A 23,706-nucleotide genomic window follows, 5' to 3' on the forward strand; every position below is an offset into this window, starting at 1 on the left:
AGGATGAATCAATGGAATTAACACCTCGCGAAAAAGACAAACTCATTCTATTTAGTGCTGCTCTATTAGCAGAGCGCCGCAAAGGTCGAGGGTTGTTACTAAATTACCCCGAAGCACTGGCGTTTATTTCTATGGAGATTATTGAAGGCGCGCGAGACGGAAAGACCGTCGCCGAACTTATGAGTTTTGGACGCACGTTACTAACCCGTAAACAGGTGATGGAAGGTGTTCCAGAAATGCTTAAAGAAGTGCAGGTAGAGGCCACCTTTCCCGACGGCACCAAACTCGTCACTGTTCATAACCCAATCCTATAGGAGTGGCCAATGATTCCAGGTGAAATTCAAGCCGCACAAGGCAACATAGAGTTGAATGCTGGCAGAGATACAATAAAGGTACCTGTCAGTAATATCGGCGACCGCCCCATTCAAGTTGGCTCACACTACCACTTCTACGAAGCCAATTTGGCACTGATCTTTGATCGAGACGCTACCCGTGGCTATCGGCTAAACATTGCAGCGGGTACGGCGATTCGTTTTGAGCCAGGGCAGATCCGAGAAGTGGAGTTGGTTGCACTTGCAGGCGGCCGAAAAGTGTATGGCTTTCGTGGCGACGTAATGGGTGATCTATGAGCCACGAGAAAAAAACCAACCAAATCAGCCGTAAAGCCTATGCCGAAATGTTTGGGCCGACGGTGGGCGATCGTGTGCGACTTGGCGATACTGAGTTATGGATTAGTCCAGAAAAAGATTATTGCAAAAACAAAGCCCACTACGGCGAAGAAGTTAAATTTGGTGGCGGCAAAGTGATTCGTGATGGTATGGGCCAAAGCCAGCGCACCTCAGACCAAACCGCCGATACTGTGATTACCAATGCTCTTGTTGTGGATTATTGGGGCATTGTCAAAGCAGACATTGCAATCAAAGATGGTCTTATTCAAAACATTGGTAAAGCGGGTAACCCAGACATTCAGCCAGGTATCGATATCATCATTGGCCCCGGTACTGAAGTAATAGCGGGTGAAGGTATGATCGCAACGCCAGGTGGTATTGATGCGCACATACACTATATTTGCCCACAACAAATTGAAGAGGCGTTAACCTCTGGTGTCACTACCATGATCGGAGGTGGTACGGGGCCAGCCACGGGTACCAATGCGACCACGTGCACTCCGGGGCCTTGGCACATACATCGCATGTTACAAGCGGCTGAAGCATTCCCCATGAATTTGGGTTTTTTGGGTAAAGGCAATGCCAGTCTAACCCCAGCGTTAGATGAGCAAATTGTTGCTGGCGCTATGGGTTTGAAGTTACACGAAGACTGGGGCACCACACCAGCTTCTATTGATGCGTGCTTGCGGGTTGCCGATAAATATGATGTGCAAGTTGCCATTCATACCGATACGCTCAACGAGTCGGGCTTTTTGGAAGATACTCTCAACGCATTCAATGGTAGAGCCATTCATACCTACCATACCGAAGGCGCTGGTGGTGGGCATGCTCCCGATATTATTCGCGCTTGTGGCGAAGCAAATATATTACCGTCGTCAACGAACCCAACGCGTCCATACACCATCAATACCGTCGATGAACATTTAGATATGTTGATGGTTTGCCACCACCTAGACCCCGACATTCCAGAAGATGTGGCTTTTGCCGATTCCCGCATTCGCAAAGAAACCATTGCGGCAGAAGACCTGTTTCACGATATGGGCGCATTCAGCATGATTGCTTCTGATTCCCAGGCCATGGGTCGGGTGGGTGAGGTGGTGACACGTACTTGGCACACTGCCCACAAGATGAAGGTGCAGCGCGGGCCACTGGTAGAAGACAACCATACAACCGATAACTTTCGCGTGCGCCGTTACATCGCCAAATACACCATCAACCCGGCAATCACCCACGGAATTGGTCATGTAGTAGGCTCCTTGGAAGTAGGCAAGTTGGCGGATATCGTTTTGTGGAAGCCTGCCTTTTTTGGCACCAAACCTTCACTGATCTTAAAGGGTGGCATGATAGCCACTGCACCGATGGGTGACCCAAACGCGTCGATACCCACACCCCAGCCGGTGCATTATCGACCGATGTTTGGTGCCTACGGCAAGGCAATTTTTGAAACCTCAGTCACATTTGTTTCTCAAGGGGCGTTAGACGCGGATGTTGGGAAGCAACTTGGTCTGCAAAAGCAATTGATGGCGGTTAAGAACACGCGAGACGTACGTAAAAAAGACATGCTTCTTAACGATCTGCAGCCAGACATCACTGTAGACCCACAAACCTACGAAGTGCGTGCTGATGGAAATCCACTAACCTGTGAGCCGGCAACTGAGTTGCCTCTGGCACAACGGTACTTTTTGTTTTAACCGTTCAGACAGAATATTTGTTAGAGCCAAATAATGATTGAGCTAACACAGCTAAAACGCCATGAAAAATCGCTCGAGAGCGCACTAACTCTGGCACTGCCATTTGACAAGCGCAAAAAAAGCCGCCAAAGGGCTCAGACAAATTGTGGTCGTGATGTGGGCATATTTATGCCCCGTGGCACGGTGTTGGAACAGGGTGATTTGCTCAGCGATGAAAATGGCACAACTGTATTGGTTGAGGCGGCACCAGAGGCTTTATCCATAGCCACCGCAGACGATGCGCTTTTGTTGATGCGTGCAGCCTATCACTTGGGTAACCGACATATGCCCTTGCAGATTGAAAAGCACCGATTGTTGTACCAGGAAGACTATGTGTTAGATGACATGCTGCGGGGCTTGGGGTTAAGCGTCAGCAACGCTCAAGAACCATTTTCACCAGAGAATGGTGCATACAGCAGCGGGGGGCGCGGTCATCACCATGACTGATGCCGCTTCTCTGCTAGCCGTTCTGCGGATTTCCAGTCCAGCATTGCCAGTGGGAGCGTTCGCCTACTCGCAAGGCTTTGAATATGCAGTTGACGCAGGGTGGGTCAAAAATGCAGCGGATACGGAAAGCTGGGCCAGTGGTGTATTAACCCATGGCTTGAGTTATTTGGATGTGCCATTACTGGTGCGTTTGTACCGGAGTGTTGGACAGCCAGAAGACTTTAAGTACTGGAATCAGCACTGCATTGCTTCACGTGAAACCGAAGAATTGCGACAGGAAGAACGACAACTTGGAAAGACTCTTTACCAATTGTTGCTGAAGTTAGAGCAACCCCTGCCGGCAACCTTACAGCAGGAGGGTGAGATTCCGGGGTGGCTTGCCATGTTTGCTTTTGCTTGTTATCGCTGGGAGATGAGTGAGGAACAAGCGTGCTTAGCCTACGTATGGTCATGGCTAGAAAATCAATTGGCTGCAGCGGCAAAAACAGTACCCATCGGACAAACCGATGTGCAAAAAATTACGGCAAGGCTTATGCCTTTTTTGATGCAGGTGGTAGAGAAGGGCAAAAGTCGCAGAGACGACGACATATTTGGTGGTTTGCCAGGTTTAAGCATGGCAAGCGCGTTACATGAAAAACAGTACTCCCGGTTATTTAGATCTTAATAGCGCTGTTAATAATTCTTCTGAGCTACTGCTTTTATAAGAGAAACGTTGGTATGAAAAAAGACGTGTTAAGAATAGGCATTGGTGGCCCAGTTGGCTCGGGTAAAACCGCGTTGGTCAGAGTGCTATGCGAAAAGCTGCGAGAAGTTTACCAAATCGCCGTTATCACGAACGACATTTACACTCGCGAAGATATGGAATTTTTGCAACGCAATGAGGCACTGGAAGACGATCGAATTATGGGAGTTGAAACTGGCGGTTGCCCTCATACAGCAATTCGCGAAGATGCTTCAATGAATCTGGCGGCCGTAGATGAATTGCAAGAACGTTTTGAGAATCTCGATTTCATTCTGGTCGAAAGTGGTGGTGACAATTTGGCGGCAACATTTAGCCCAGAACTGTCTGATCTTACTATTTATGTGATTGACGTCTCCGCCGGCGACAAGATTCCACGCAAAGGTGGGCCGGGCATTACCCGCTCTGATCTCCTTATTATCAACAAAATTGATTTGGCCCCTCATGTGGGAGCCTCTCGTGAAGTGATGGATCGAGATGCCAGAAAAATGCGCGGAGATAAGCCCTTTGTATTTGCCAATATGAAAGATGGGGCAGGTGTTGAAGACATTATTCAATTCATCAAGCGTGAAGGGATGTTAAGTGATGGTTGATTTTTTTGCACAAGCTAGCCTGCCATTGTGGGGCTTATTGATGCTGGGTGGTCTGATTCATGCCTTCGATGCAGACCACTTGGTGGCTGTAACCGGCGGTGCAGCTCAGGGAAAATTAGCAAAAAAAGAGTGCGTGCTTGTCGCATTGCGATGGGCTGTTGGTCATGGTCTCGCGTTACTTCTTGTGTGCGGTTTAGTAATTTTGTTGGGCGTGTCGTTACCAGAAAATTTAGGAACCTACACGGAGTTACTTGTTGGTATTTTTTTGTTGATCACAGGTGTTTCAATCGTCTGGGTTTGGTACACCAAAACTCAGGAGGTTCGCTGGCCACTTAAAAAGCACCGTTCCAGCGTAATGGGACTCATTCAAGGGGTGGCAGGTAGTGCTCCTTTGTTGATTGTCTTGCCATTATCTGCAGTGAACAACTTTGGCTTGGCAGTGGTGTATATCATTCTTTTTACAGTTTCTGTCGCTTTTATGATGTGTGTTGTAGGGGGTGTCTTAGGTGCCTTTGTAGTCTGGCTAAAAGGCACACTCGTTTCGGGTGTCAATTGGTTGCGTTTTGGGTTGGGGCTATGCTCAGTGGCAATTGGTGTGACGTGGATTATACAAGTTTAAAAACAGAAAACATCTCAATGGAGTTTTTTAATGTCTGAATATAAAGATTGCTCTGGGTTAAAGGTTTCTGAGTCGTTGGCTCAATTTATTACAGAGGATGTCTTGCCTGGTACTGGTGTTGATACGCAAAAGTTTTGGGACGAGTTTAGTGCCATCGTCGAAGACTTGACACCGGTCAACCGCGAATTGCTGGTGAAACGTGACGCACTGCAAGAGCAAATAGACCAATGGCATATCGACCACCGGGGTCAAGACCATAATCATAATGCCTATCGGCAGTTTCTTGTGGATATTGGCTATTTGCATCCACAACCTGGTCATTTTCAAATTGCCACTACAAATGTGGATTCTGAAATTTCTCTACAAGCTGGGCCACAATTAGTGGTGCCAGTAATGAATGCTCGTTTTGCTTTGAATGCGGCCAATGCGCGCTGGGGCAGTCTGTATGATGCGCTCTATGGAAGTGATGTGATTGCAGAAGAAGAGGGTGCTGAGCGCACGGTTGGATACAACCCCGTTCGTGGTGCTCGCGTTGTAGATTACGCTAAATCGTTTTTAGGCAGTTATTTTCCATTGGAATCCGGCTCACACAATGATGTAACTAGCTATGCCATAGACAGTGGCAGTTTGATTGTTACGTTGAAGAATGGGTCGCAAACTAGTTTAAAGGAAAGTGAGCAGACTGTTGGCTATTGTGGCGATGCTGCGACGCCGACGGCGATATTGTTAAGAAATAACTTGTTGCATGTAGAAATTCAAATCGATCGATCTCATGCTATTGGTTGTGAAGATAGTGCTGGTGTCAAAGACTTGTTGATAGAGTCAGCGCTAACCACAATTATGGACTGTGAAGACTCAGTGGCGGCAGTGGACGCAGAAGACAAAATCACTGTGTACAAAAATTGGTTGGGGTTATTAAAAGGCGACTTACAAGAAAGCCTTGAAAAAAACGGTAAAACTATTACGCGTAAGCTCAATCCGGATCGTGAGTACAAGTCTCTTGATGGAAACAATATTACACTGCCTGGCCGCAGTTTAATGTTAGTCCGTAATGTTGGTCATCTGATGACCAATCCGGCCATTTTAGACAAACAAGGTAACGAAATTTACGAAGGCATTATGGATGGAGTGATCACTAGCTTGATTGCCTGTCATGATTTAAAAGGTAACGGTCAGTATCAAAATTCGCGAACAGGCAGTGTTTACATTGTAAAGCCGAAAATGCATGGGCCTGACGAGGTTGCATATAGCAACCAGCTGTTCAGCCGCATTGAACGATTGTTGAACTTACCTGCGAATACGCTGAAATTGGGCATTATGGATGAGGAACGCCGTACTTCGGTGAATTTAAAGGCTTGTATCTTGGCAGCACGAAATCGCGTTGTTTTTATCAATACGGGCTTCCTTGACCGTACAGGTGATGAAATTCACACTAGCATGCAAGCTGGTGCCTTTGCACCCAAGGGTGAACTAAAAAATCGGAACTGGATTCAAGCTTACGAAGATCGCAATGTCGATATTGGCCTTGATACTGGATTCAAGGGCCGTGCTCAAATTGGAAAGGGGATGTGGCCAATTCCAGACAATATGGCTGATATGATGGCCCAAAAACTGGGGCATCCCAAGGCCGGTGCAAATACTGCTTGGGTGCCTTCACCTACAGCGGCCATATTACATGCCATACATTACCATCAAATAAACGTTTCTTCTGTTCAAGATCAACTTTCTGCACGCGATGAGGCGAGTTTAGACGATCTTTTAACCATTCCACTATTAGGTGATGTGGCTCTGACTCCCGATCAAATAAAGCAGGAATTGGAGAATAATGCCCAGGGTATTTTGGGGTATGTAGTACGATGGGTGAATCAAGGAATAGGATGCTCCAAAGTGCCAGATATCCACGGCGTTGGTTTGATGGAGGATAGGGCAACTTTACGAATTTCTAGCCAACATATCGCTAACTGGTTGCACCACGGTATTTGCACTAAAGAGCAAGTGATAGCATCATTCGGTCGTATGGCAAAGATAGTAGATAGTCAAAATGCTAGTGACCCTGGCTACGAACCAATGAGCTCGAATTTTTCATCAAGTTTGGCTTTTAAAGCGGCTTGCGATCTTGCACTGAAAGGCGTTGATCAGCCTAATGGTTATACAGAACCATTGCTGCATGCATATAGGTTAAAAGTCAAAGGGCAATAAATATGTTAGCCATCAACTTCTTTATGTTCAGAAGTTGATGGCTGTATTTTTTGCGCTAAGCAGTTGATTTCTGTATCAGGTGATACAAGAAATGTAATCAGAGGTTTTTAATGGAATGTATCAGTCTATCTTTTATGGATTCTATTTCCGGTTTGTTTTCTAATATTTCATCTATGCTAAGTCCTTCCAGCTCGTGAGGAAATACCAGCCAATCTTCGGTTTCATGTAGATAGAAATCAGGTATGCGCTGTGTCTTATTTTTGCTCGGTTTAAAATAGGGGGTGGCAACTTTAATTTTAGGTGTGTTTTTCCTACACTTTTTGTGAAGTTCAAGAATTATTTGATTTACGCTGCGGCCGCTGTCGAATACATCGTCAACAATCAAGAGACCATCCTCTGCGTTTACGTTATTTACCAAGTAATCTAGACCATGAACACGAACATATGAGGCCTGTTGGTCGATGCCGGTATATAAAGATGTGCGAATAGCAATATGATCTGAATCTATACCGCAATAACTAAGAAGCTCCTGCACAGCTATGCCTACTGGAGTTCCGCCCCTCCATACGCCTACAATAAAATCCGGATGAAAATCACTATCCAGTATCTGTAAAGCGAGTTCGTAAGAATCATTTAATAGCTTAGAGGCGCTAATATAGTGCTTGCTTATGCTTTTGCTATTCATGATATTTTGGCCATTCAATGATTGTTAATCAGTTCAAGAGTAGAGCTAATGATCTTTTCTTCAGTTATTTCAAAGTAGTTCATTAGCTCACTGGCAGGCGCAGACTCGCCAAATGATTCCATACCGATGACAATGCCATCCAGACCAACAAATTTATACCAGTAGTCCTTATGCAATGCCTCAACAGCAATACGTTTTCGGATATTGCTTGGGATTACTGATTCTTTGTAGTCGTTATCTTGGGATAAGAATGCTTCGGTACAAGGCATTGAAACAACACGAACAGAATGACCCATTTCTTGAAGCTTTCTTGCTGCATTAACGCTTATTCCTACTTCAGAGCCAGTAGCAATGATGATGGCATCTAGAGGACTTTGGCCATCTAACAATATATAACCACCTTTTTGAATTTGTTCTAATTGATGATCTAATCTTGTCTGATGCGGTAAAGATTGCCTACTGAATATGAGGGTGGTAGGGCCTTCTGGCCTAAGGATGGCTTGTTGCCAGGCGACGGCGGATTCTACAGTATCACATGGTCTCCAATTAAAAAGGTTAGGAGTTGAACGTAAGCTTGTTAGTTGCTCAACAGGTTGATGGGTTGGTCCATCTTCACCTAAGCCAATTGAATCGTGTGTATAAACAAAAATGCAGCGCTGTTTCATCAGTGCGGCCATACGTACGGCATTTCTTGCATATTCCATGAACATAAGGAATGTGGCGCCATAAGGTAGGAATCCTTTATGTAGTGCAACACCGTTCATAATTGCAGACATGCCAAACTCTCGAACGCCGTAAAAAATATAATTACCTGAAGCATCATCTGGAATTACTCCTTTACTACCAGCCCATAGTGTCAGGTTGGAGCCTGCCAAATCGGCGGATCCACCGAGTAATTCAGGTAATTCAGGGCCAAAAGCATTCAGACAGTTCTGGGAGGCTTTCCTGCTGGCAATATCCTGCATTGATGATTGGCACGAATGAATGAAATCGTTGGAGGTCTGGAGGAAGCTGTCAGGAAGTTCACCCGAAATACGCCGATTAAACTCATTTGCCAAATCGGGATAATTCTGAGCATAGGAGTCCATTTTAGCTTCCCAAAGCTGTTGACAGGCTTTGCCTGATTCTTTTGCGCTCCAGTCCAAATATAGATGATCAGGTATTTCGAAAGGAGGGTGATTCCAGGCTAGCTCCTTTCGAGTAAGGACAATTTCTTCAGCACCTAATGGTGCACCATGGCATGCTTCTTTACCTTGCTTGTTGGGAGAGCCATAACCAATTGTTGTCTTACAGCAAATAATAGTCGGCTTTGAAACCTCTGCTTTTGCACTCTCAATTGCCTTATGGACTTCACTGTCATCATGACCGTCGACATCTGAGATTACATGCCATCCGTAAGCCTTGAATCGGTTTGGTGTATCATCTGAGAACCAACCTTCAACTTCTCCATCAATCGAAATGCCATTATCGTCGTAAAAGGCTATAAGCTTACCCAGTCGGAGAGTCCCTGCGAGGGAGCAAACTTCGTGAGAAATCCCTTCCATCAGGCAGCCATCTCCCATAAATACATAGGTGAAATGATCTACGATATCGTGACCTGGGCGATTAAACTGATCAGAAAGTACTTTTTCAGCGAGAGCCATGCCTACGGCATTAGCAAGGCCCTGACCTAGAGGGCCTGTTGTTGTTTCAATGCCAGGAGCGTAACCAAATTCTGGGTGGCCAGGAGTTTTAGAGTGTAGCTGGCGAAAATTCTTTAAGTCATCAATTGATAAATCATAGCCACTCAAATGGAGAAGAGAGTACAGAAGCATAGATCCATGTCCATTGGACAATACAAATCTGTCACGATCGGGCCATAATGGGTCATTAGGATTGTGTTTAAGATGGTCGTTCCATAATACTTCCGCTATATCTGCCATTCCCATTGGTGCTCCAGGATGGCCATTGCCCGCTAGTTGGACTGCATCCATGGCTAAGGCGCGAATTGCATTTGCACGTTCTTTTCGAGTTGTTTGATAGTTTTTAGAGGATGTAGTCATTGTATTTTTATTTTTGCGAAGCAAGCTGTTTGATAATATTTTCTAATTGTTGTTGATTGACTGCAAAATTACGAATGCCTTCGGCTAATTTATCTGTTGCCATTGCATCTTCATTCATTTGCCAACGAAATAGGTTTTCATTTAATTTGGGAGTACTATTTTCGGGGGTCAATTCAATATTAGGAAAAAGTTGGCGAGTCAATGGGGCGTTGTCATTTTCTAGTGCTTCGAGGAGATCTGGACTAATTGTCAAATAGTCACAGCCTGCTAGCTCTTCAATTTGTCCAGTTGTTCTAAAACTCGCTCCCATAACAATGGTAGGGTAGCTATTCTCTTTATAGTATCGGTATATTTCTTGAACAGACTTGACTCCAGGGTCTTCTTTCGGAAGTATTTTTATATTGGGTGATTTTTTTTGATACCAATCGTATATTCTGCCAACAAAAGGTGAAATAAGCGTAACACCAGCTTCGGCGCAGGCAACTGCTTGTGAAAAGGAAAAAAGCAAGGTGAGATTACAATTAATACCATTTCGTTCTAGCTCTGCTGCAGCTTGAATGCCTTCCCACGTGGAAGCAATTTTAATCAGAATTCGATCAGAAGATACTCCGTGATTGTTGTAAAGCTCTATAAAGCGTTTTGCTTTTTCTACAGTGGCCTGAGTATCAAAAGAAAGCCTTGCATCAACTTCAGTTGAAACTCTCCCCGGAATAATTTGAGAGATTTCTTTCCCAACCTGTACAGTGAAGTAATCTGTAGCACTCTGTAAGAAGCTCTCACCCGGAAGGTTTTCTTTTATTGCGTGCTGAACCGATTTTTTCAATATTTCTTGGTAGCTTTCCAATTGGGCAGCTTGTAACAACAGAGTGGGATTGGTTGTGGCATCAGTAGGTTGAAAGCGGCGTATTGACTCTATATTGCCTGTGTCGGCCACTACTGTAGTCATTGTTTTCAGTTGTTCTAGCTTATTCATGGTGTTAAGGGTCCAAGTCGTTGGCGTTTTTATATTTAAGAGGCTATTGGTGTGTCTAACGATGGTAGTTTTCAAGCACAGGAGAGCGGCTATTCCATGTTACTGCCAGTAGAGCCATACCAATAAAAGCAGAAACTAGATAGAAGTAAAGTACCGAATCCCATCCCCAGTGCTCTGAAAAATAGCCTGTACCGTAATTAGCAGCAAAGGCACCGATATAGCCGAATAGGCCGGTTAATCCAACAGCTGTTGCAGCAGATTTTTTGGTTGCAAAGTCCGCAGCAGCAACGGCCATTAGCAACATAGGGCCATGAACAAAAAAGCCTATAGCGAAGAGGATTAAACTAATCACAATAGGGTTGCTTGTTGGTACCTTAAGTAGTAATAGAACCGAAAGAACCAAAAGGCCCATGAACAAGATTGAGACACGACCACGACGCCCTTTGAAAACAGTGTCTGATAGCCAGCCAGCGGCGATGGCGCCAGCGATACCAGCAATTTCAAAAACAGCGGTTGCATTAGCCGATGCAACGATAGATAAGCCACGACTCTCTTTTAGAAAGCTAGGAGCCCAGTCGAGAACACCGATACGCACGATGTAAACAAAAAGGTTTACGATGCTGACAATCCAGACAAGTTTGTTTTTGAGTATGTACTTTGAAAACAGCTCCAAAGCAGTTTCACCATTACTTTGATGTTTTTGCGCCTCCACTTCCGACATATCCTTCTTATACACTTCCACAGAAGGTAACCCAGCGGATTCAGGTCTATCTCTAAGACGATTGAACAGAAATATGGCGAAAATAAGTGCAAAAGCGCCGGGTGCTACAAAAACTGCACGCCAGCTTTCGAAATAAGTGACCAGGTAACCGCCAACAACCAGAATGACGGCCCCACCAATATGGTGGGAAGCATTCCAGATTCCCCAGTTTTTTCCTATCTCAGAAGGGCTGAACCATTGTGTTAGCAGTCGGCTGCAAGGGGGTTGCCCCATACCCTGGAAAATATTATTTGCGATCCAGAGTAGCCCGAAGAAACCGGCCACAGACATTCCGAAAAATTGACTGAGGTTGTCCGACGTTGTGCTCAGTAGCAAGCTGATCAGCGCTGAGAGTACCAAGCCAGATGACATGATGGCTCTTGGGCTTAACGTATCGGCCAGCAATCCGCTGATAAACTTGGCTAACCCATAAATTAATGCAGCAATACCGAGGGCAGCTCCCATTTCTTCTTTGCCAATGCCAAATTCTTCACGCAGCAATGGGTTGGCTACAGACATATTTTTTCTGACAAAGTAGAAAACAGCATAGCCAATAGTAATGCTATACAGAACCCGTTTGCGCCAATAGGGATATTGTTCATCAACCTCATCCTGATGCAAGATTTCTTGCTTGGCATCAGGCTGAAAAAAACGACGGATAATATGCATGATTATTACCGACTACTTTAGAGCTTTTAAAAGGACTTTAATGGCTTCTTCAGGTGTTTCTGCAACGTCGATAATATCCAGATCTCTTGGAGATATGGTTTTTATTTCGTTCAGGTAGTTCAAGCGATCTAGCAGAGTTTGCCAAACTTCTTTCTTTCCAAGTAGAAGCACAGGAACGGGATCTTTTTTCCGAGTTTGGATTTTGGCGATGGTTTCAAAAATTTCCCATTCGGTACCAACCCCTCCGGGTGCGATAATGACTGCGGCAGCGTAATCAACCATGTCAGCCTCTCTTTGAGAAAAGCTGGAAGCGATGTAGCCGTCTGTAATATATGAGTTAAGGTTTTCTGTATCGACACGTTTGAAATAAGAGGAAAACGCCAAGCTAGGGCCACCAGCTTCATAAGCACCACGGTTTCCTGCTTCCATAATTCCACCGCCGCCACCGGTAAGTACAGGGTATTTTTTACCCATGGCTTTGGTCCAGTCACGTGCGAATGTACGCGTGTTGATGTACGCAGTTTGATCTTCTTTAGTGCGTGAGCTGCCAAAAATAGTGATGATGCCGTTGGGTGCAACTCGCTCAACCAGCAATTTTGCACAGTAAGCGTCTTTTGCTAGTTGTGCTGGAGTAGGTATCTTGCCTTCTTTTACTCTTTCTCCATGAGTATCACAGTTTTCACTATTTAGCCTTATTACAATATCATCTTGCGATTCAGTTGCGATTACACAACCATTGATAAAAACGGAAAGTGAAAAGACGCTAACTGATTTGATGAGTTTGTTCATTCGAGCCTCCTAAGGAAAATGGTAGATAAGCTTATTCTTTATATAGATGTGCTAAGGCCAAGGTATAAAAGCAAGCTAATATTAAGGCCAATCAGCATAGGTGATAATTTGTGCCACTGCTTGGTTGTTAGAATGATTAACGTATAAATAAAACAACCAGTGCTGAATCCAGCCATTAGGTCTGCTGTGCAAGCAGTTATAAGTAACATTGTTAACGGGGTGATAGTCTGTTCAGGGCTTTGGGTTTCAATTTTTGTTACACCCTCTAGCATTAAAACACCAACAAGTATCAATGTAGGGGCTGTTGCCTGAGTAGGAATAACAGCTAATATTGGCCAAAAAAACATTGCCAGGAAAAACATTATTACGACGACAATACCTGTTAAGCCCGTGCGCCCCCCGGACTCAATGCCAGTCACAGATTCGATGTATGAAGTAACGGTAGAGGTACCCAGAGCTGAGCCTGAAACAGTGGCTATTGCATCAGCTGTAAAAGCTTGCTTGGCATTTGGTATCTCACCGTTATCTGTTAGCAAATTACCTCTTCTAGATACACCAATTAGGGTGGCAGCAGTGGAAAAAAAATCTGCCATAAAGAAATATAAAGTTATTGGTAGCAAAATAAAAAAGTGATCTAAAAACTCTTTAAAATTGAATGCGAATAGAATCTCAGACTTTAGTTGTGGTGTATCAACTAATTGGCTTGGCCATTGTGTCAATGCTTTCCCATTCGTAGTTATGAAAGCTCCGGCGACTGTTAAGATAGCTATAGAGATCAGAAATGCGGCTGGTACGCGCTTTACCATTAAAACGGTAGTTAGTAACAGTCCTACGTAAGTGATAACAGTAGATGGATGAGTTAAATCGCCAAATGAAATATATGTGTTTTCATCGGTGACCATAATGCCACCATTTTTCAAACCCAGATAAGCAATAAATACACCGATAGAACATTGTAAGCCGATTTGTATCGACTTGGGGAAGGCTGCAACTATCTTTTCACGGTACCGTGTTAAGGAAAGAACAACAAAAATAACCCCAGTTATTAGTACCATTGTGAGTGCGGTCTGCCAGGACACACCGAGCTGGCCAACGACTACAAAAGCAAAAATTAGGTTGCTCCCCATGCCTGCAGCCAAAGCTACGGGTAAGTTAGCCCACAATGCCATAATTAATGTCCCAATTATGGCTGAAATGGCGGTGGCAGTGATCAGAGAACTCTGGTCCATCCCTGTCGCTGACAGTATCTGAGGGTTAACAACTATTACGTAGCTCATGGCGGCAAATGTTGTCAGCCCGGCAATGACTTCACGAGAGACAGTGCTGCCACGCTTGGTAACTTGAAAGGTGCTTTCAAGAAAGGTGGACCAGCCTCCCTTAGGCTTGCTTTTCGAAGATACGGCCATTTTAGGTTTGGTAATCCATATTAGTGTGTATTTTGGGTTATGTACGCGTCGATTTCGTCAAGGTATTTTGACTTTTCCTGGGGGGACAAGAACGAACCAGAAAAACTGTTCTTGGCGAGCTGGATGGCCTGTTCTCGTGTTAGGTCGACGCTTTCAATAAGTGCCACATAGTTATCATTTATATAACCACCAAAATAAGATGGATCGTCTGAGTTAACTGTGGCTAGCAGCCCCTTTTCAAGCATAGTTTGGATAGGGTGGTCTGACATGTCATTTACGACACATAGTTTTAGGTTTGATAGAGGGCAAACGGTTAATGCTATTTGATTGTTGGCTAGACGTGTAACTAAGCTGTCACTTTCGAGAGCGCGATTACCGTGATCCAAGCGATCTATATCAAGCAGGTCAAGAGCTTCTTCCACATAGCTGGGTGGGCCTTCTTCACCTGCGTGGGCTACTCTTAATAATCCCATGTCACCAGCAGCTTTGAACACATTGACGAATTTTGATGGTGGGTGACCCAGCTCAGATGAGTCCAGTCCTACCCCGTGAATGAGCTCAAGATATGGCGTGGCCTGTTTAAGGGTTTCGAATGCATCTGCTTCAGACAGGTGCCTCAGAAATGACATGATCAGCTTGTAGCTTATATTCAGGTGTTTCTTTCCATCTTCGAGGGCGCGGTTTATTCCGTTGATAACGACAGAAAATGGTATTCCACGCTCTGTATGCCCTTGGGGGTCGAAAAATACCTCTACATGGCGAACATTGTCTGCTTTACAACGTTTTAGATATGCCATTGTCAGGTCATAGAAATCTTCTTCTTGTTGCAATACGCTCATACCCGCGTAATAGATATCAAGAAACTCTTGAAGGTTGTTAAAGTTATAAGCGTTGCGGATTTCATCAACAGATGAGTAAGGCAGCTTTATACGATTCCTCTCGGACATTGCGAACATCTGTTCTGGTTCCAGGCTACCCTCCAAGTGCAAATGAAGTTCCGCTTTAGGTAAACCTCGAACAAAGTCAATTAGGCTTGGCATGTTAAAAGATGGCTATAATGTAGGGATAATTATTCTGACACAACTGTCAAGAAAAGCATAGTTATTTATCAATGTGAGTGGAGTAATTGATTCCATCTTCGGCTTTATGGCTTGAATGGGTATTGATTATACGTAGAGGTGAAAAGCTGCTAACCGAATATTTTAAAAAAACTATCAAAGTGGTTATATTAGTGAATATAAACTATTGTGGGAGTTGGAAAGAGAAGATTCTATTCTGTACATAGTGTGAGAGAGGTTATGAACTAAATTATTGCTCTACGTAGAGTTTGAAATTCATGTGACACCAATACGATATAATTTGAGTTGAGAAGCTATGCACTTTCTCTGGGAACAAGCTCCACATCAATGGTCAGGCTGCGTTTTGGCGCTTCTGGCTGCTCCAATCGTCTCATTAAAAAGTGAACAGCCTCGCTCCCAAGTTCTGAAATCGGCATTCTAATTGTTGTTAGTGGCGGAGTTATCCATTGGCCCCATGAAATATCATCAAAACCAACAACTGCAATATCTTGAGGTACTCGAATGCCTGCCTTGGTAAGTTCGTTGATGATTCCAATAGCGATTATATCGTTACCAGCCACAATGGCAGTTACGTCTCTTCTTGTAATATGCTCAATAACATCACTAGTGAGTTGCATAGAGAAAGGGTTTTCTGCCTCCCAGGCAATTGTAGCTCTGTCGCCAATCTGTTGAATAAATCCGTCGCGACGCATCCTCATGTTGTCTACGGACAATGGGCCAGTCACCATGGCAATTGTTTGGTGGTTGTTATCAAGAAGAAATTTTGCCTGTAACTCTCCACCTCTTCTGTGGTTAGGTATGACAGTGTCATAGTTTCCCAGCTGACGGTCCATAACAACTACGGGAACTGAGCCAGAAAATTCTGACATGGTGTCATCTTGTGTGGTTGGAAACCACACTATGCCATCAACACCTTGGCGAATAAGGCGACGCGTTGCTTCTCTCTCAATTTCTTGTGAAATATCGGTGTCTACTAAGAATGTAGAGTATCCGTATTCTCGTGCAGTATTTTCTACCGATTGAGCCAATTCTGGAAAGAATGGGTTTCCTAGATCTGGAAGGATGAGACCGAGCGACATTGATCTTCCGGTACGCATAGTCCTTGCTGACGAGTTTTGCAAGTACCCAATTTTTTCGATTACGTCAAAAACTCTTTTTCTGACTTCGTCGCTGATTGAGGAGGTGCCGTTTATAACGTAGGAGACGGTAGATACTGCAACACCAGCTTCTTTTGCGACATCTTTCAAGGTGGGTTTTTTATGTTTTCTTCTGCTCATTAGAGGGCTGTCACAGATGGCTAAATGTTGCTGGAATTGGCAGTTGAATGACCGATAATAAGCTCCGTATTTAAGGTTTTTGATCGGGGCGGCAAATCTGGTTTTTTGATGCGTTCAATCAGCATTTCAACTGCAGTGGCCCCAATATCCGAGATGGGTTGACAGATTGTAGTGAGCTTAGGGGTCATGATACAACTTAGTTTCGTCCCATCGTAGCCTATTATAGAGATATCATCTGGTGTGCTTATCCCATTTTTTCGTAGTATCAGAATGGCTCCAATAGCTGTCAAATCGTTACCTGCGACCACTAAACTGGCAGACTTGGATAAGAGCTTGCTTTTTGTTTCATTGTTAATTTCAGTATTTAAAGGGTTCTCACTTTCCCACACAATTTGAGTTGAATCAGGTAGGTAGTCTTTAATGCCCTTCAGGCGCAGTTGCCAACTGGTATTGGCTTTAGGTGGGGCAATTACTCCAATCTTGCTGTGACCAAGATTAGAGATGTGTTGGGCAATATGCTTCCCGGCAGAATAATGGTCGCATTGAATGGTGTCGTATCTTTTTTTCTCATCTGAGCGATCTATAACGACTAAAGGAATTCCTTTATATTGATGAATATAGGCATCTGGCTCACCCAACGGGCACCAAATAATACCGTCTACACCCAATTCCATAAGCCGTAAGGTACTTTGCTTTTCAACCTTTTGACTCTGCTGAGTATCCACGAGAATTACAGAGTAACCCTGTCGATGTGCTGAATTTTCAATAGCTTTGGCTAATTCTGGGAAGAATGGATTTTCCTGGTTTGGTAGCACCAGCCCGAGTGTATTGGTCTTTCCGGTGCGAATAACTTTTGCTGAAAAATTGGGCCTGTATTGGAGTTCTTTGGCTGCGGCCAGTACCTTTTCTGTGGTCTTCTCATTGAAAGACCTCTGCTTATTCAATATATATGAGGCTGTAGCAATAGAGACTCCAGCTCTTTTGGCTACGTCTTTTAGGGTGGCCTTCTTGGGCTTGATGCTCATGACATTCCGTAGTTGTCGAAAATTTCAGCGATTATTCACCACCTTTAGAGGAAATGTACAGAAATAACGTCAAATTACCTATTGAAGAGGTCCGATGGACTCTAATAGGGTCTTCCATCTTTCCCTTAGATTGGCTTTATCGCTGCGCAAGAAGTCTTTGACTTCACTCTCTTCATGTGTGTAGTGAAAGAGAGCTAACTCCGTTTCTGTCATAGAAAACGTATTGTAGACGTCTAAAACATGTTTTAGTGTGTCGTCAACAAAAACGATTGCTTTATTCTTGTATTCTTCTGGTTTGTTTGCAGTCTCTAGCAAGATTTTTAACATTAGCCCTTTATTTTGGCCAGATGTCATGTACAGGCCATTTTGATAGTTGATCAGCTCTGGCGGAATTAGGCAATTGAGAGAGAGAAGCCTTTCAAGGCTAGAATCTTTGGTCTGGCATTCGGTTTCTTTCTTGATGAGCCGATACTTGAATAACTCTGTGACAGAAAACTGATTTTCCTTAAGGCTATCTATGCTGTAGGGAAAGAATGCTCCTGGGCTGTTCGGGAACTGCTTATTTGGGCCAAACAAGTAGCCATTTCGAACTAATTCACGCTCTGTTGAGCTACGCATCTCTGGGCCACGAGATGTGAGCAATATTTTACGGAAGCCGCTATCTTGAAGCTCTTTGATAATGTTTGGTTGTGTTATTTCAGGTGGAGACATACCGCTTACATCATAGAGAAGCCGTTGAGAGTCTAATAGGTCAGGCAAGCTGTTAATCCCTTTAAACAGTTCAGGATGATTAACGTCTTGTAAGAGCAAATCGTATTGCCAGACAAACCACTGATCGCTGCCTAACCATTGATTCATGGCAAGCAAAGTATTATCAATATCAAAAACCAGTAAAATGTTCTCCTTCCCATATTTGTCAGCTAATTTATATATGTGCGATTCTACATCGTGAAAATTGTTCGTGACTTGATAGGGAATAGCTACATCTCTCGACATATCGGCGCTTTGATGCGCTGAACAAGCCTGCTGAAAGAAAAAGAGTGTAAACAATAAAAAAGTATAAACTGGCCTAATCATAAATATCTCAAATACACGGCGTCTAAGATTGTTGGTGAACATTTTGTAATGCGATCAGTAGAGGTTTGTTTTCACCATAGTTGTGACTGTACCTTTCATAAGCTTCACTGGGCGTAAAGCAGTGATTTTGTGAGCCTTGTGATTCGTAGCTATATGCGCCCATTACCGATGCAATTCGGCCACAGGTTTCCCAGTCTAAATTGTTTGATACCCCAAAAAGTAGACCTGCTCTGTACGCATCACCACATCCCGTGGGGTCTTTTCCAAAGCTCACCTTGGCAGAAGGGACATGCACCACTTTGTCATCGTGATAGATAGTGGAGCCTTCACTTCCTGCTGTCACAATCAAAGCTTTAACTTTTCCGCATACATCCCCATGATTTAGATTGGTTTTCTCCTGAAATACTTGCCACTCATAAGCATTAAAAATAGCCCAGTCTGCTTTCTCTATGAACGTTGTGAGTTCAATTTCATTAAACAGAGGCGTGGTTTGTCCAGGATCAAAAAGAAATGGAATGCTTGCATTTTCAAAATCTAGTGCATGCTCCCTCATTGCCTTGATGCTGTCTGGTGAGATGACACCAATGCTTACATCTTCTAGATCTTGCAGTCGATTTTTACACGCATAGTCCATTGCTCCAGGATAGAATGTAGCTATCTGATTGTTGTCTATATCGCTGGTAATAAAATCTTGTGCAGTGCAACAATCTTCTGCAATGTTTATATATTTCTGAGGGATTGAATTTTTACTAAGCCATTGACTGTATGATGAAAAATCGGATCCTACAGTGGCTACAGGTACAGCATTGCAGCCTAGCATTTTCATGTTATAGCAAATGTTCGCGGCACATCCGCCGAACTCACGACGTAGTGATGTAACATGGAATGCCAAATTTAAAAGATTGGAGTCCCCCGATAGCATGTGATTTTGAAATCTATCTGGGAACTCCATGATCGTGTCATAAGAGATAGAGCCGCATACAAGAATTGAAGTTGGCATGTGCATATTTTCTTTATTAGTTAATAATAATTATTTGAGCTGTAAAGCTACCCAAAGATGAGTTTGCACACTTGTTCACACTTGTCGACATCTAGCCACCCATCGGTTCTAACGCCACTTTCCATATCAACCCAGAATTGCTTGTTATCAGATTCGGTTAATGGCAAGGCTGAAAATGTTGATTCAATGGTCTCTGGGGAAAGCCCGCCAGAATAGCCGCAGAATGTTGATCTAGGTCCCATGGGAGGCCAAGATGTCGGTTTTGTACCCAGCCCAAATGAAACATCGTATAGCCAGTCAGCCCGGGGTTCGTCTGGAAAATCCCCTTGGCACTGCAATGCTGCACGCATACCCATGCTTGATGCAAAACGATGTGCGTTTGAGATTTGCTCCTCTGTGCTTCCATCTCTACTGTGGTTTATCTGCAATCGACTAAAACCTGAAAGTTGAAGGTAATTGGGGTTTTTGCCTTGTACGATTTCTGCAGCTGGTATGCCGCAGATGTGTGCGGATAAGCACAAACCCGATGACTGAACCTTTAGTCGTTCTTCCAGGGTGGGGAACAAGTTGTTGTCTTCCTGCTCCGGATCTACCAATACTCCCCACTCTATAGGGTAACGCTCTGATAAATCTAATAAACTTGGAATTATGTCGGAGCGGTCTACACCAGTGAAGGTGACAAAGGCTGGCTGTATTTTGTTGCTCATTTCTTCCTCTTTCAGTGTTAAGTGCCAATTTGAATCTAGAGATATTCGCAGGTGAACATTCACCCTAGCTGATATATCTCCAGGGGAGGGGGAATCTACCGAAAGTCTAAAGTCAGGCTGCTTAAAGGCTTAAATCGTTGATTCGCCATTAATATAATTAAGTGAAACGATTCAGTCAAATGCCATTTAATATTTAAGTCAGGTCAATCGATTTCTGCCAAAAACCGTGAATGAGCCAATAAAAACTTGTATTTGCCAGTCTGTTTGTGTAGTTTTGCATATTGAAACGTTTCAAGTATTAGTAGGTTGTTCTGAATTTTTAGACTGAGTGTGGCTAGTTAGGTTGTATTTGAAATAATGGTGTAACCTTTCAATGCCATATTTTAATCCTCAAAAGTGAAACGTTTCGATAGAATTTTCAATAAAGTTGATTGGGAGAAAGCATGAGCCAGTTAAATAGACAAAAATTATTAGCTTCCGCAGTAAGTGCTCTGGTTGCTTGTAGTGTAGGTCACTCAGTAGCGGAAGAGTCATCAAAGGGCGGGGAAATCCAAGAAGAGATTATTGTTAAAGGCCTTAAGGAGCGTTTTGGTAGCGGCATTGGTAGGGCTGAGTATGTTTTGGGTGCAGAAGATATTGAGCTACGGCCAGGTGGTGCTGAAATCACGCAGGCTTTGACCAAGATACCCGGTGTTCAAGTATCTACAGGGGATTCTCGCGGTGGTAGTTTTTCACTGGAGCTATACCTTCGTGGGCTGAACGACCAGCAGATTGGTCTTTCGGTCGATGGTATTCCTGCAGGTGATGCAAGGTTTAATGGCGGCTCGCCCCCCAACCGTTATGTCGAGAGTTCGAATGTGGGGCAAATCACTGTTTCACAGAGTTCAGGTGAAATTGGTTCACCTTCTAGATCTGCCTTGGGTGGGTTTATTGACTTTGCCACCGAAGACCCTAAAGAAGAATTTGGTGTAGAAGTTGAGCTTGGTACGGGTGACGATGAGTATCGACGCAATTTTTTACGAGTCGATACTGGTGAAATAGCCCCGGGCCTTTCTGGCTACTTCAGTTTCTCTGATCAAAGTAATGACATTTACACAGGGCCAAATAACCGTGATCGAGATCGTGAGCACCTTGATTTAAAGCTAGTGAAAGATTTCGGAGAGTCATCTGTAAGTTATCGCTACAGCTACAACAAGCTAGATGATAATGATTTTGGTATTGTTTCTTTTGGTGATTTTCTCAATGACCCAAACAGTGACACCGTAAACGATGTATTTACCGGTGACCCTTCTATAGATGGTGGCTTTACCGGGTTTGGTGGGGCGCTGGGTGGTGTTCGTGAAGATATTCTCACATATTTCAATATTGATCTGGCGCTTTCAGATGGTGTCAAGCTATCTATAAACCCGTACTATCATGAACTCGAAGGTGAGTCATTTGCTTATCAAGATGAGGCCAATGTAACTGCATCGGGTGATCCAAGAGATCGAGATGTTAGCCAAATCACGGTGGATGGTGATGGTAATCCAGTTGCGGATTTACGTATAACACCACGGAATCGTGAGCGTTATGGTGTAACTGCCGAACTATTGCTGGACGGCCTTATTGAAAATAACACCATTCGTGCTGGTTTTTGGTTTGAAACAGATGAAGCCAATGAAGACCGTAATTTCTTCCAGGTAACTGATGCAAGGACAGGGATAGCATTTGCTCAGAGTGCTCTCAATTACATCGAATACGAGAGAAATATTGAAACGGACACGGCCTTTTTCTATGTTCAGGACAGCATCTCATTATTAGATGATGCTCTTGGCATTGATATTGGCTTAACCTATCACGATATCGAATATAACTACGGTTCTACGCTTGAAGAAGATGCTGGCACCTTTCCGTTTAGCGAAACAATTGAAGCTAAAACCGATGGTGTGGACCTAAAACTTGGCGGTGTATATCGCTTTACTGATGACCTTGAAGTGTTTGCCGGTTACTCAGAAAACTTTGGCGGCATTTTTGAAGATGCTTTCTTAGGCTCTAGTAGTGCAATTGATCCACAAACTATACAGGCTGAACAGTCAGATAATATTGATCTGGGTATACGGTATGTCACCGATACGGTTGCGTTATCTTTGCAAGCATATTGGATTGATTTTGAAAACAGGTTAACGACCGTGCCGACAATGATCGATCCAGATAATGTGGATGATGTGATTAATGGCAATTCACCAACACAAGTGGTTAACCAGGGTGGAGTAGATAGCAAGGGTATAGAACTAACGGCATCCTATATTCTGGATAATGTTGACCTATACGCTACCTATTCTCATCAAAATGCTGAATGGTCAGAAGATGATCCAACGCAGGGCATTGTCCGTGGAGTTCAGGTTCAAGATATTCCAGAAGACAGCTTCTTTGCTGAAATTGGTTGGTCGCCTCGAGAAAATGTCAGATTTGCCCTTAATGGCAAATACGTCGGTACTCGTGTCGGAGCGAATCTCTTCGTTCCAGGGTTTTGTAATCCTTTCTTCTGTTTTGATGAAAGTGGAAACGGTGTGACTGCCCTGCAAAACCTGGGAGTTCAGGAGCTGGATTCCTATTGGGTGTTTAACTTCTTGGGTAGTTATGAGTTGCAGGACATAGGCGAGCTAAAAAATGTTCGCTTTCAGCTCAATATAGATAACCTTTTCGATGAGGACTATATTGCTTCTGTGACTGGCGCGACTTCCAGCCTTCCGGAATTTGGTGTTATAGGTGGTTTAGATGCTGAGTCTGCTCTTGATAGATATTTTATCAGTGCGCCTCGTACTGTAACCTTCTCTATCAGCGCTGAATTCTAATCTAATAGGCATTAGAAGTTCGAAAAAGCCCCAGTTATACTGGGGCTCAGATCGCTGACAAACCCCGGCATTTTTGCTGGGGTTTGTTGTTTCTGGGCATTGCTAACCCAAAAGCCGGAGAGTTTCTCGAATCTAGGTTGAGCCTCGCAAACACCGTACTGGGGCATTTACAGAGGCTAAGCAAGGGGTTTGGAGTGTAGAGAGGGCTCAATAGAGGCTCAGGCCGCCATCTGAGCAATTTTCTTGATGTTTTGGGCAGTTGCAGCCATCAGACACTGACCAGCCACTCTATTAAGCCTGGTGTAGCGAGCATATCGATAACCGTGTAGTTGTTTAGCATCAGCGAAGCTGCGTTCAACTGTCTCCTGCCGGCGCCTGTAAATCTCTT

The 23,706-nt window shown here is 44.0% G+C and carries 22 protein-coding genes; 9 read left to right on the top strand and 13 right to left on the bottom strand.

Features of this window, described 5'->3' with window-relative positions; translation table 11 throughout:
* Positions 1-11 precede the first annotated feature (11 nt).
* The 8 genes from ureA to QSV34_RS13385 are packed head-to-tail and all read left to right on the top strand — an operon-like array spanning position 12 to position 6,995.
* Complete coding sequence (gene ureA, locus QSV34_RS13350) at positions 12-314, top strand: urease subunit gamma (RefSeq protein WP_289155499.1); 303 nt, start codon at positions 12-14, stop codon at positions 312-314.
* Between the two features lie 9 nt (positions 315-323).
* Positions 324-629: an urease subunit beta gene (locus tag QSV34_RS13355; protein WP_289155501.1), complete on the top strand. Its 306-nt coding sequence runs from the start codon at positions 324-326 to the stop codon at positions 627-629.
* A complete protein-coding gene (gene ureC / locus QSV34_RS13360; RefSeq protein ID WP_289155503.1) occupies positions 626-2,359 on the top strand; it encodes an urease subunit alpha in 1,734 nt (577 codons plus the stop codon). Before QSV34_RS13355 ends, ureC begins: the two co-directional genes overlap by 4 nt.
* 33 nt (positions 2,360-2,392) lie before the next feature.
* Positions 2,393-2,845, top strand: coding sequence for an urease accessory protein UreE (gene ureE / locus QSV34_RS13365; RefSeq protein WP_289155505.1), 453 nt, complete (start codon positions 2,393-2,395; stop codon positions 2,843-2,845).
* On the top strand, positions 2,838-3,509 hold the full coding sequence (locus QSV34_RS13370) for an urease accessory protein UreF (RefSeq protein WP_289155506.1): 672 nt from the start codon (positions 2,838-2,840) through the stop codon (positions 3,507-3,509). Before ureE ends, QSV34_RS13370 begins: the two co-directional genes overlap by 8 nt.
* Before the next feature lie 53 nt (positions 3,510-3,562).
* Positions 3,563-4,177 (top strand): urease accessory protein UreG, encoded by a 615-nt coding sequence (gene ureG, locus QSV34_RS13375; RefSeq protein ID WP_289155508.1) that lies wholly within the window; start codon positions 3,563-3,565, stop codon positions 4,175-4,177.
* On the top strand, positions 4,170-4,796 hold the full coding sequence (locus QSV34_RS13380; protein WP_289155534.1) for a HoxN/HupN/NixA family nickel/cobalt transporter: 627 nt from the start codon (positions 4,170-4,172) through the stop codon (positions 4,794-4,796). The genes ureG and QSV34_RS13380 overlap by 8 nt, the downstream gene beginning before the upstream one ends.
* 30 nt (positions 4,797-4,826) lie before the next feature.
* Positions 4,827-6,995, top strand: a complete 2,169-nt coding sequence (locus QSV34_RS13385) for a malate synthase G (RefSeq protein ID WP_289155510.1) — start codon at positions 4,827-4,829, stop codon at positions 6,993-6,995.
* A gap of 97 nt (positions 6,996-7,092) precedes the next feature.
* Here the strand turns inward: QSV34_RS13385 and QSV34_RS13390 are convergent, their stop codons facing one another.
* From QSV34_RS13390 to QSV34_RS13445, 12 genes are all read right to left on the bottom strand, one after another.
* The gene (locus tag QSV34_RS13390; protein WP_289155511.1) at positions 7,093-7,680 is read right to left on the bottom strand and encodes a phosphoribosyltransferase; all 588 of its coding nucleotides are present in this window, start codon (positions 7,678-7,680) and stop codon (positions 7,093-7,095) included.
* Between the two features lie 14 nt (positions 7,681-7,694).
* Complete coding sequence (gene tkt, locus QSV34_RS13395) at positions 7,695-9,722, bottom strand: transketolase (protein WP_289155513.1); 2,028 nt, start codon at positions 9,720-9,722, stop codon at positions 7,695-7,697.
* 7 nt (positions 9,723-9,729) lie between these two features.
* On the bottom strand, positions 9,730-10,695 hold the full coding sequence (tal, locus tag QSV34_RS13400; RefSeq protein ID WP_289155515.1) for a transaldolase: 966 nt from the start codon (positions 10,693-10,695) through the stop codon (positions 9,730-9,732).
* 55 nt (positions 10,696-10,750) lie between these two features.
* On the bottom strand, positions 10,751-12,124 hold the full coding sequence (locus QSV34_RS13405) for an MFS transporter (protein WP_289155517.1): 1,374 nt from the start codon (positions 12,122-12,124) through the stop codon (positions 10,751-10,753).
* 12 nt (positions 12,125-12,136) lie between these two features.
* The gene (locus QSV34_RS13410; RefSeq protein ID WP_289155518.1) at positions 12,137-12,913 is read right to left on the bottom strand and encodes an LOG family protein; all 777 of its coding nucleotides are present in this window, start codon (positions 12,911-12,913) and stop codon (positions 12,137-12,139) included.
* A gap of 38 nt (positions 12,914-12,951) precedes the next feature.
* Positions 12,952-14,319: an NCS2 family permease gene (locus QSV34_RS13415; protein ID WP_289155519.1), complete on the bottom strand. Its 1,368-nt coding sequence runs from the start codon at positions 14,317-14,319 to the stop codon at positions 12,952-12,954.
* A 20-nt stretch (positions 14,320-14,339) separates the two neighbouring features.
* A complete protein-coding gene (locus tag QSV34_RS13420; protein WP_289155521.1) occupies positions 14,340-15,359 on the bottom strand; it encodes an adenosine deaminase in 1,020 nt (339 codons plus the stop codon).
* Between the two features lie 332 nt (positions 15,360-15,691).
* Positions 15,692-16,675, bottom strand: coding sequence for a LacI family DNA-binding transcriptional regulator (locus QSV34_RS13425; RefSeq protein WP_289155523.1), 984 nt, complete (start codon positions 16,673-16,675; stop codon positions 15,692-15,694).
* A 20-nt stretch (positions 16,676-16,695) separates the two neighbouring features.
* On the bottom strand, positions 16,696-17,700 hold the full coding sequence (locus QSV34_RS13430; protein WP_289155524.1) for a LacI family DNA-binding transcriptional regulator: 1,005 nt from the start codon (positions 17,698-17,700) through the stop codon (positions 16,696-16,698).
* Between the two features lie 78 nt (positions 17,701-17,778).
* Entirely contained in the window at positions 17,779-18,777 is a 999-nt protein-coding gene (locus QSV34_RS13435) for a DUF2608 domain-containing protein (protein ID WP_289155526.1), read from the bottom strand.
* A 22-nt stretch (positions 18,778-18,799) separates the two neighbouring features.
* Positions 18,800-19,777, bottom strand: coding sequence for a carbohydrate kinase family protein (locus QSV34_RS13440; protein ID WP_289155528.1), 978 nt, complete (start codon positions 19,775-19,777; stop codon positions 18,800-18,802).
* Positions 19,778-19,824: 47 nt separating this feature from the next.
* Positions 19,825-20,484, bottom strand: a complete 660-nt coding sequence (locus QSV34_RS13445; RefSeq protein WP_289155530.1) for a hypothetical protein — start codon at positions 20,482-20,484, stop codon at positions 19,825-19,827.
* A gap of 443 nt (positions 20,485-20,927) precedes the next feature.
* On the opposite strand from QSV34_RS13445, the gene QSV34_RS13450 reads away from it, so the two are divergent.
* Positions 20,928-23,318 (top strand): TonB-dependent receptor, encoded by a 2,391-nt coding sequence (locus tag QSV34_RS13450; RefSeq protein WP_289155532.1) that lies wholly within the window; start codon positions 20,928-20,930, stop codon positions 23,316-23,318.
* 218 nt (positions 23,319-23,536) lie between these two features.
* Here QSV34_RS13450 and QSV34_RS13455 read toward each other — a convergent pair.
* The coding region (locus QSV34_RS13455) for a transposase (protein WP_289151995.1) at positions 23,537-23,706 on the bottom strand (170 nt) is incomplete at its 5' end.

The sequence above is a fragment of the Porticoccus sp. W117 genome (assembly GCF_030341905.1).
Lineage (GTDB): Bacteria > Pseudomonadota > Gammaproteobacteria > Pseudomonadales > Porticoccaceae > SCSIO-12696.

Bases quoted from the DNA above. Each gene is read 5' to 3' on its own strand.
- ureA (WP_289155499.1), top strand. From the start codon at position 12: ATGGAATTAACACCTCGCGAAAAAGACAAACTCATTCTATTTAGTGCT.
- QSV34_RS13355 (WP_289155501.1), top strand. From the start codon at position 324: ATGATTCCAGGTGAAATTCAAGCCGCACAAGGCAACATAGAGTTGAAT.
- ureC (WP_289155503.1), top strand. From the start codon at position 626: ATGAGCCACGAGAAAAAAACCAACCAAATCAGCCGTAAAGCCTATGCC.
- ureE (WP_289155505.1), top strand. From the start codon at position 2,393: ATGATTGAGCTAACACAGCTAAAACGCCATGAAAAATCGCTCGAGAGC.
- QSV34_RS13370 (WP_289155506.1), top strand. From the start codon at position 2,838: ATGACTGATGCCGCTTCTCTGCTAGCCGTTCTGCGGATTTCCAGTCCA.
- ureG (WP_289155508.1), top strand. From the start codon at position 3,563: ATGAAAAAAGACGTGTTAAGAATAGGCATTGGTGGCCCAGTTGGCTCG.
- QSV34_RS13380 (WP_289155534.1), top strand. From the start codon at position 4,170: ATGGTTGATTTTTTTGCACAAGCTAGCCTGCCATTGTGGGGCTTATTG.
- QSV34_RS13385 (WP_289155510.1), top strand. From the start codon at position 4,827: ATGTCTGAATATAAAGATTGCTCTGGGTTAAAGGTTTCTGAGTCGTTG.
- QSV34_RS13390 (WP_289155511.1), bottom strand. From the start codon at position 7,680: ATGAATAGCAAAAGCATAAGCAAGCACTATATTAGCGCCTCTAAGCTA.
- tkt (WP_289155513.1), bottom strand. From the start codon at position 9,722: ATGACTACATCCTCTAAAAACTATCAAACAACTCGAAAAGAACGTGCA.
- tal (WP_289155515.1), bottom strand. From the start codon at position 10,695: ATGAATAAGCTAGAACAACTGAAAACAATGACTACAGTAGTGGCCGAC.
- QSV34_RS13405 (WP_289155517.1), bottom strand. From the start codon at position 12,124: ATGCATATTATCCGTCGTTTTTTTCAGCCTGATGCCAAGCAAGAAATC.
- QSV34_RS13410 (WP_289155518.1), bottom strand. From the start codon at position 12,913: ATGAACAAACTCATCAAATCAGTTAGCGTCTTTTCACTTTCCGTTTTT.
- QSV34_RS13415 (WP_289155519.1), bottom strand. From the start codon at position 14,319: ATGGCCGTATCTTCGAAAAGCAAGCCTAAGGGAGGCTGGTCCACCTTT.
- QSV34_RS13420 (WP_289155521.1), bottom strand. From the start codon at position 15,359: ATGCCAAGCCTAATTGACTTTGTTCGAGGTTTACCTAAAGCGGAACTT.
- QSV34_RS13425 (WP_289155523.1), bottom strand. From the start codon at position 16,675: ATGAGCAGAAGAAAACATAAAAAACCCACCTTGAAAGATGTCGCAAAA.
- QSV34_RS13430 (WP_289155524.1), bottom strand. From the start codon at position 17,700: ATGAGCATCAAGCCCAAGAAGGCCACCCTAAAAGACGTAGCCAAAAGA.
- QSV34_RS13435 (WP_289155526.1), bottom strand. From the start codon at position 18,777: ATGATTAGGCCAGTTTATACTTTTTTATTGTTTACACTCTTTTTCTTT.
- QSV34_RS13440 (WP_289155528.1), bottom strand. From the start codon at position 19,777: ATGCCAACTTCAATTCTTGTATGCGGCTCTATCTCTTATGACACGATC.
- QSV34_RS13445 (WP_289155530.1), bottom strand. From the start codon at position 20,484: ATGAGCAACAAAATACAGCCAGCCTTTGTCACCTTCACTGGTGTAGAC.
- QSV34_RS13450 (WP_289155532.1), top strand. From the start codon at position 20,928: ATGAGCCAGTTAAATAGACAAAAATTATTAGCTTCCGCAGTAAGTGCT.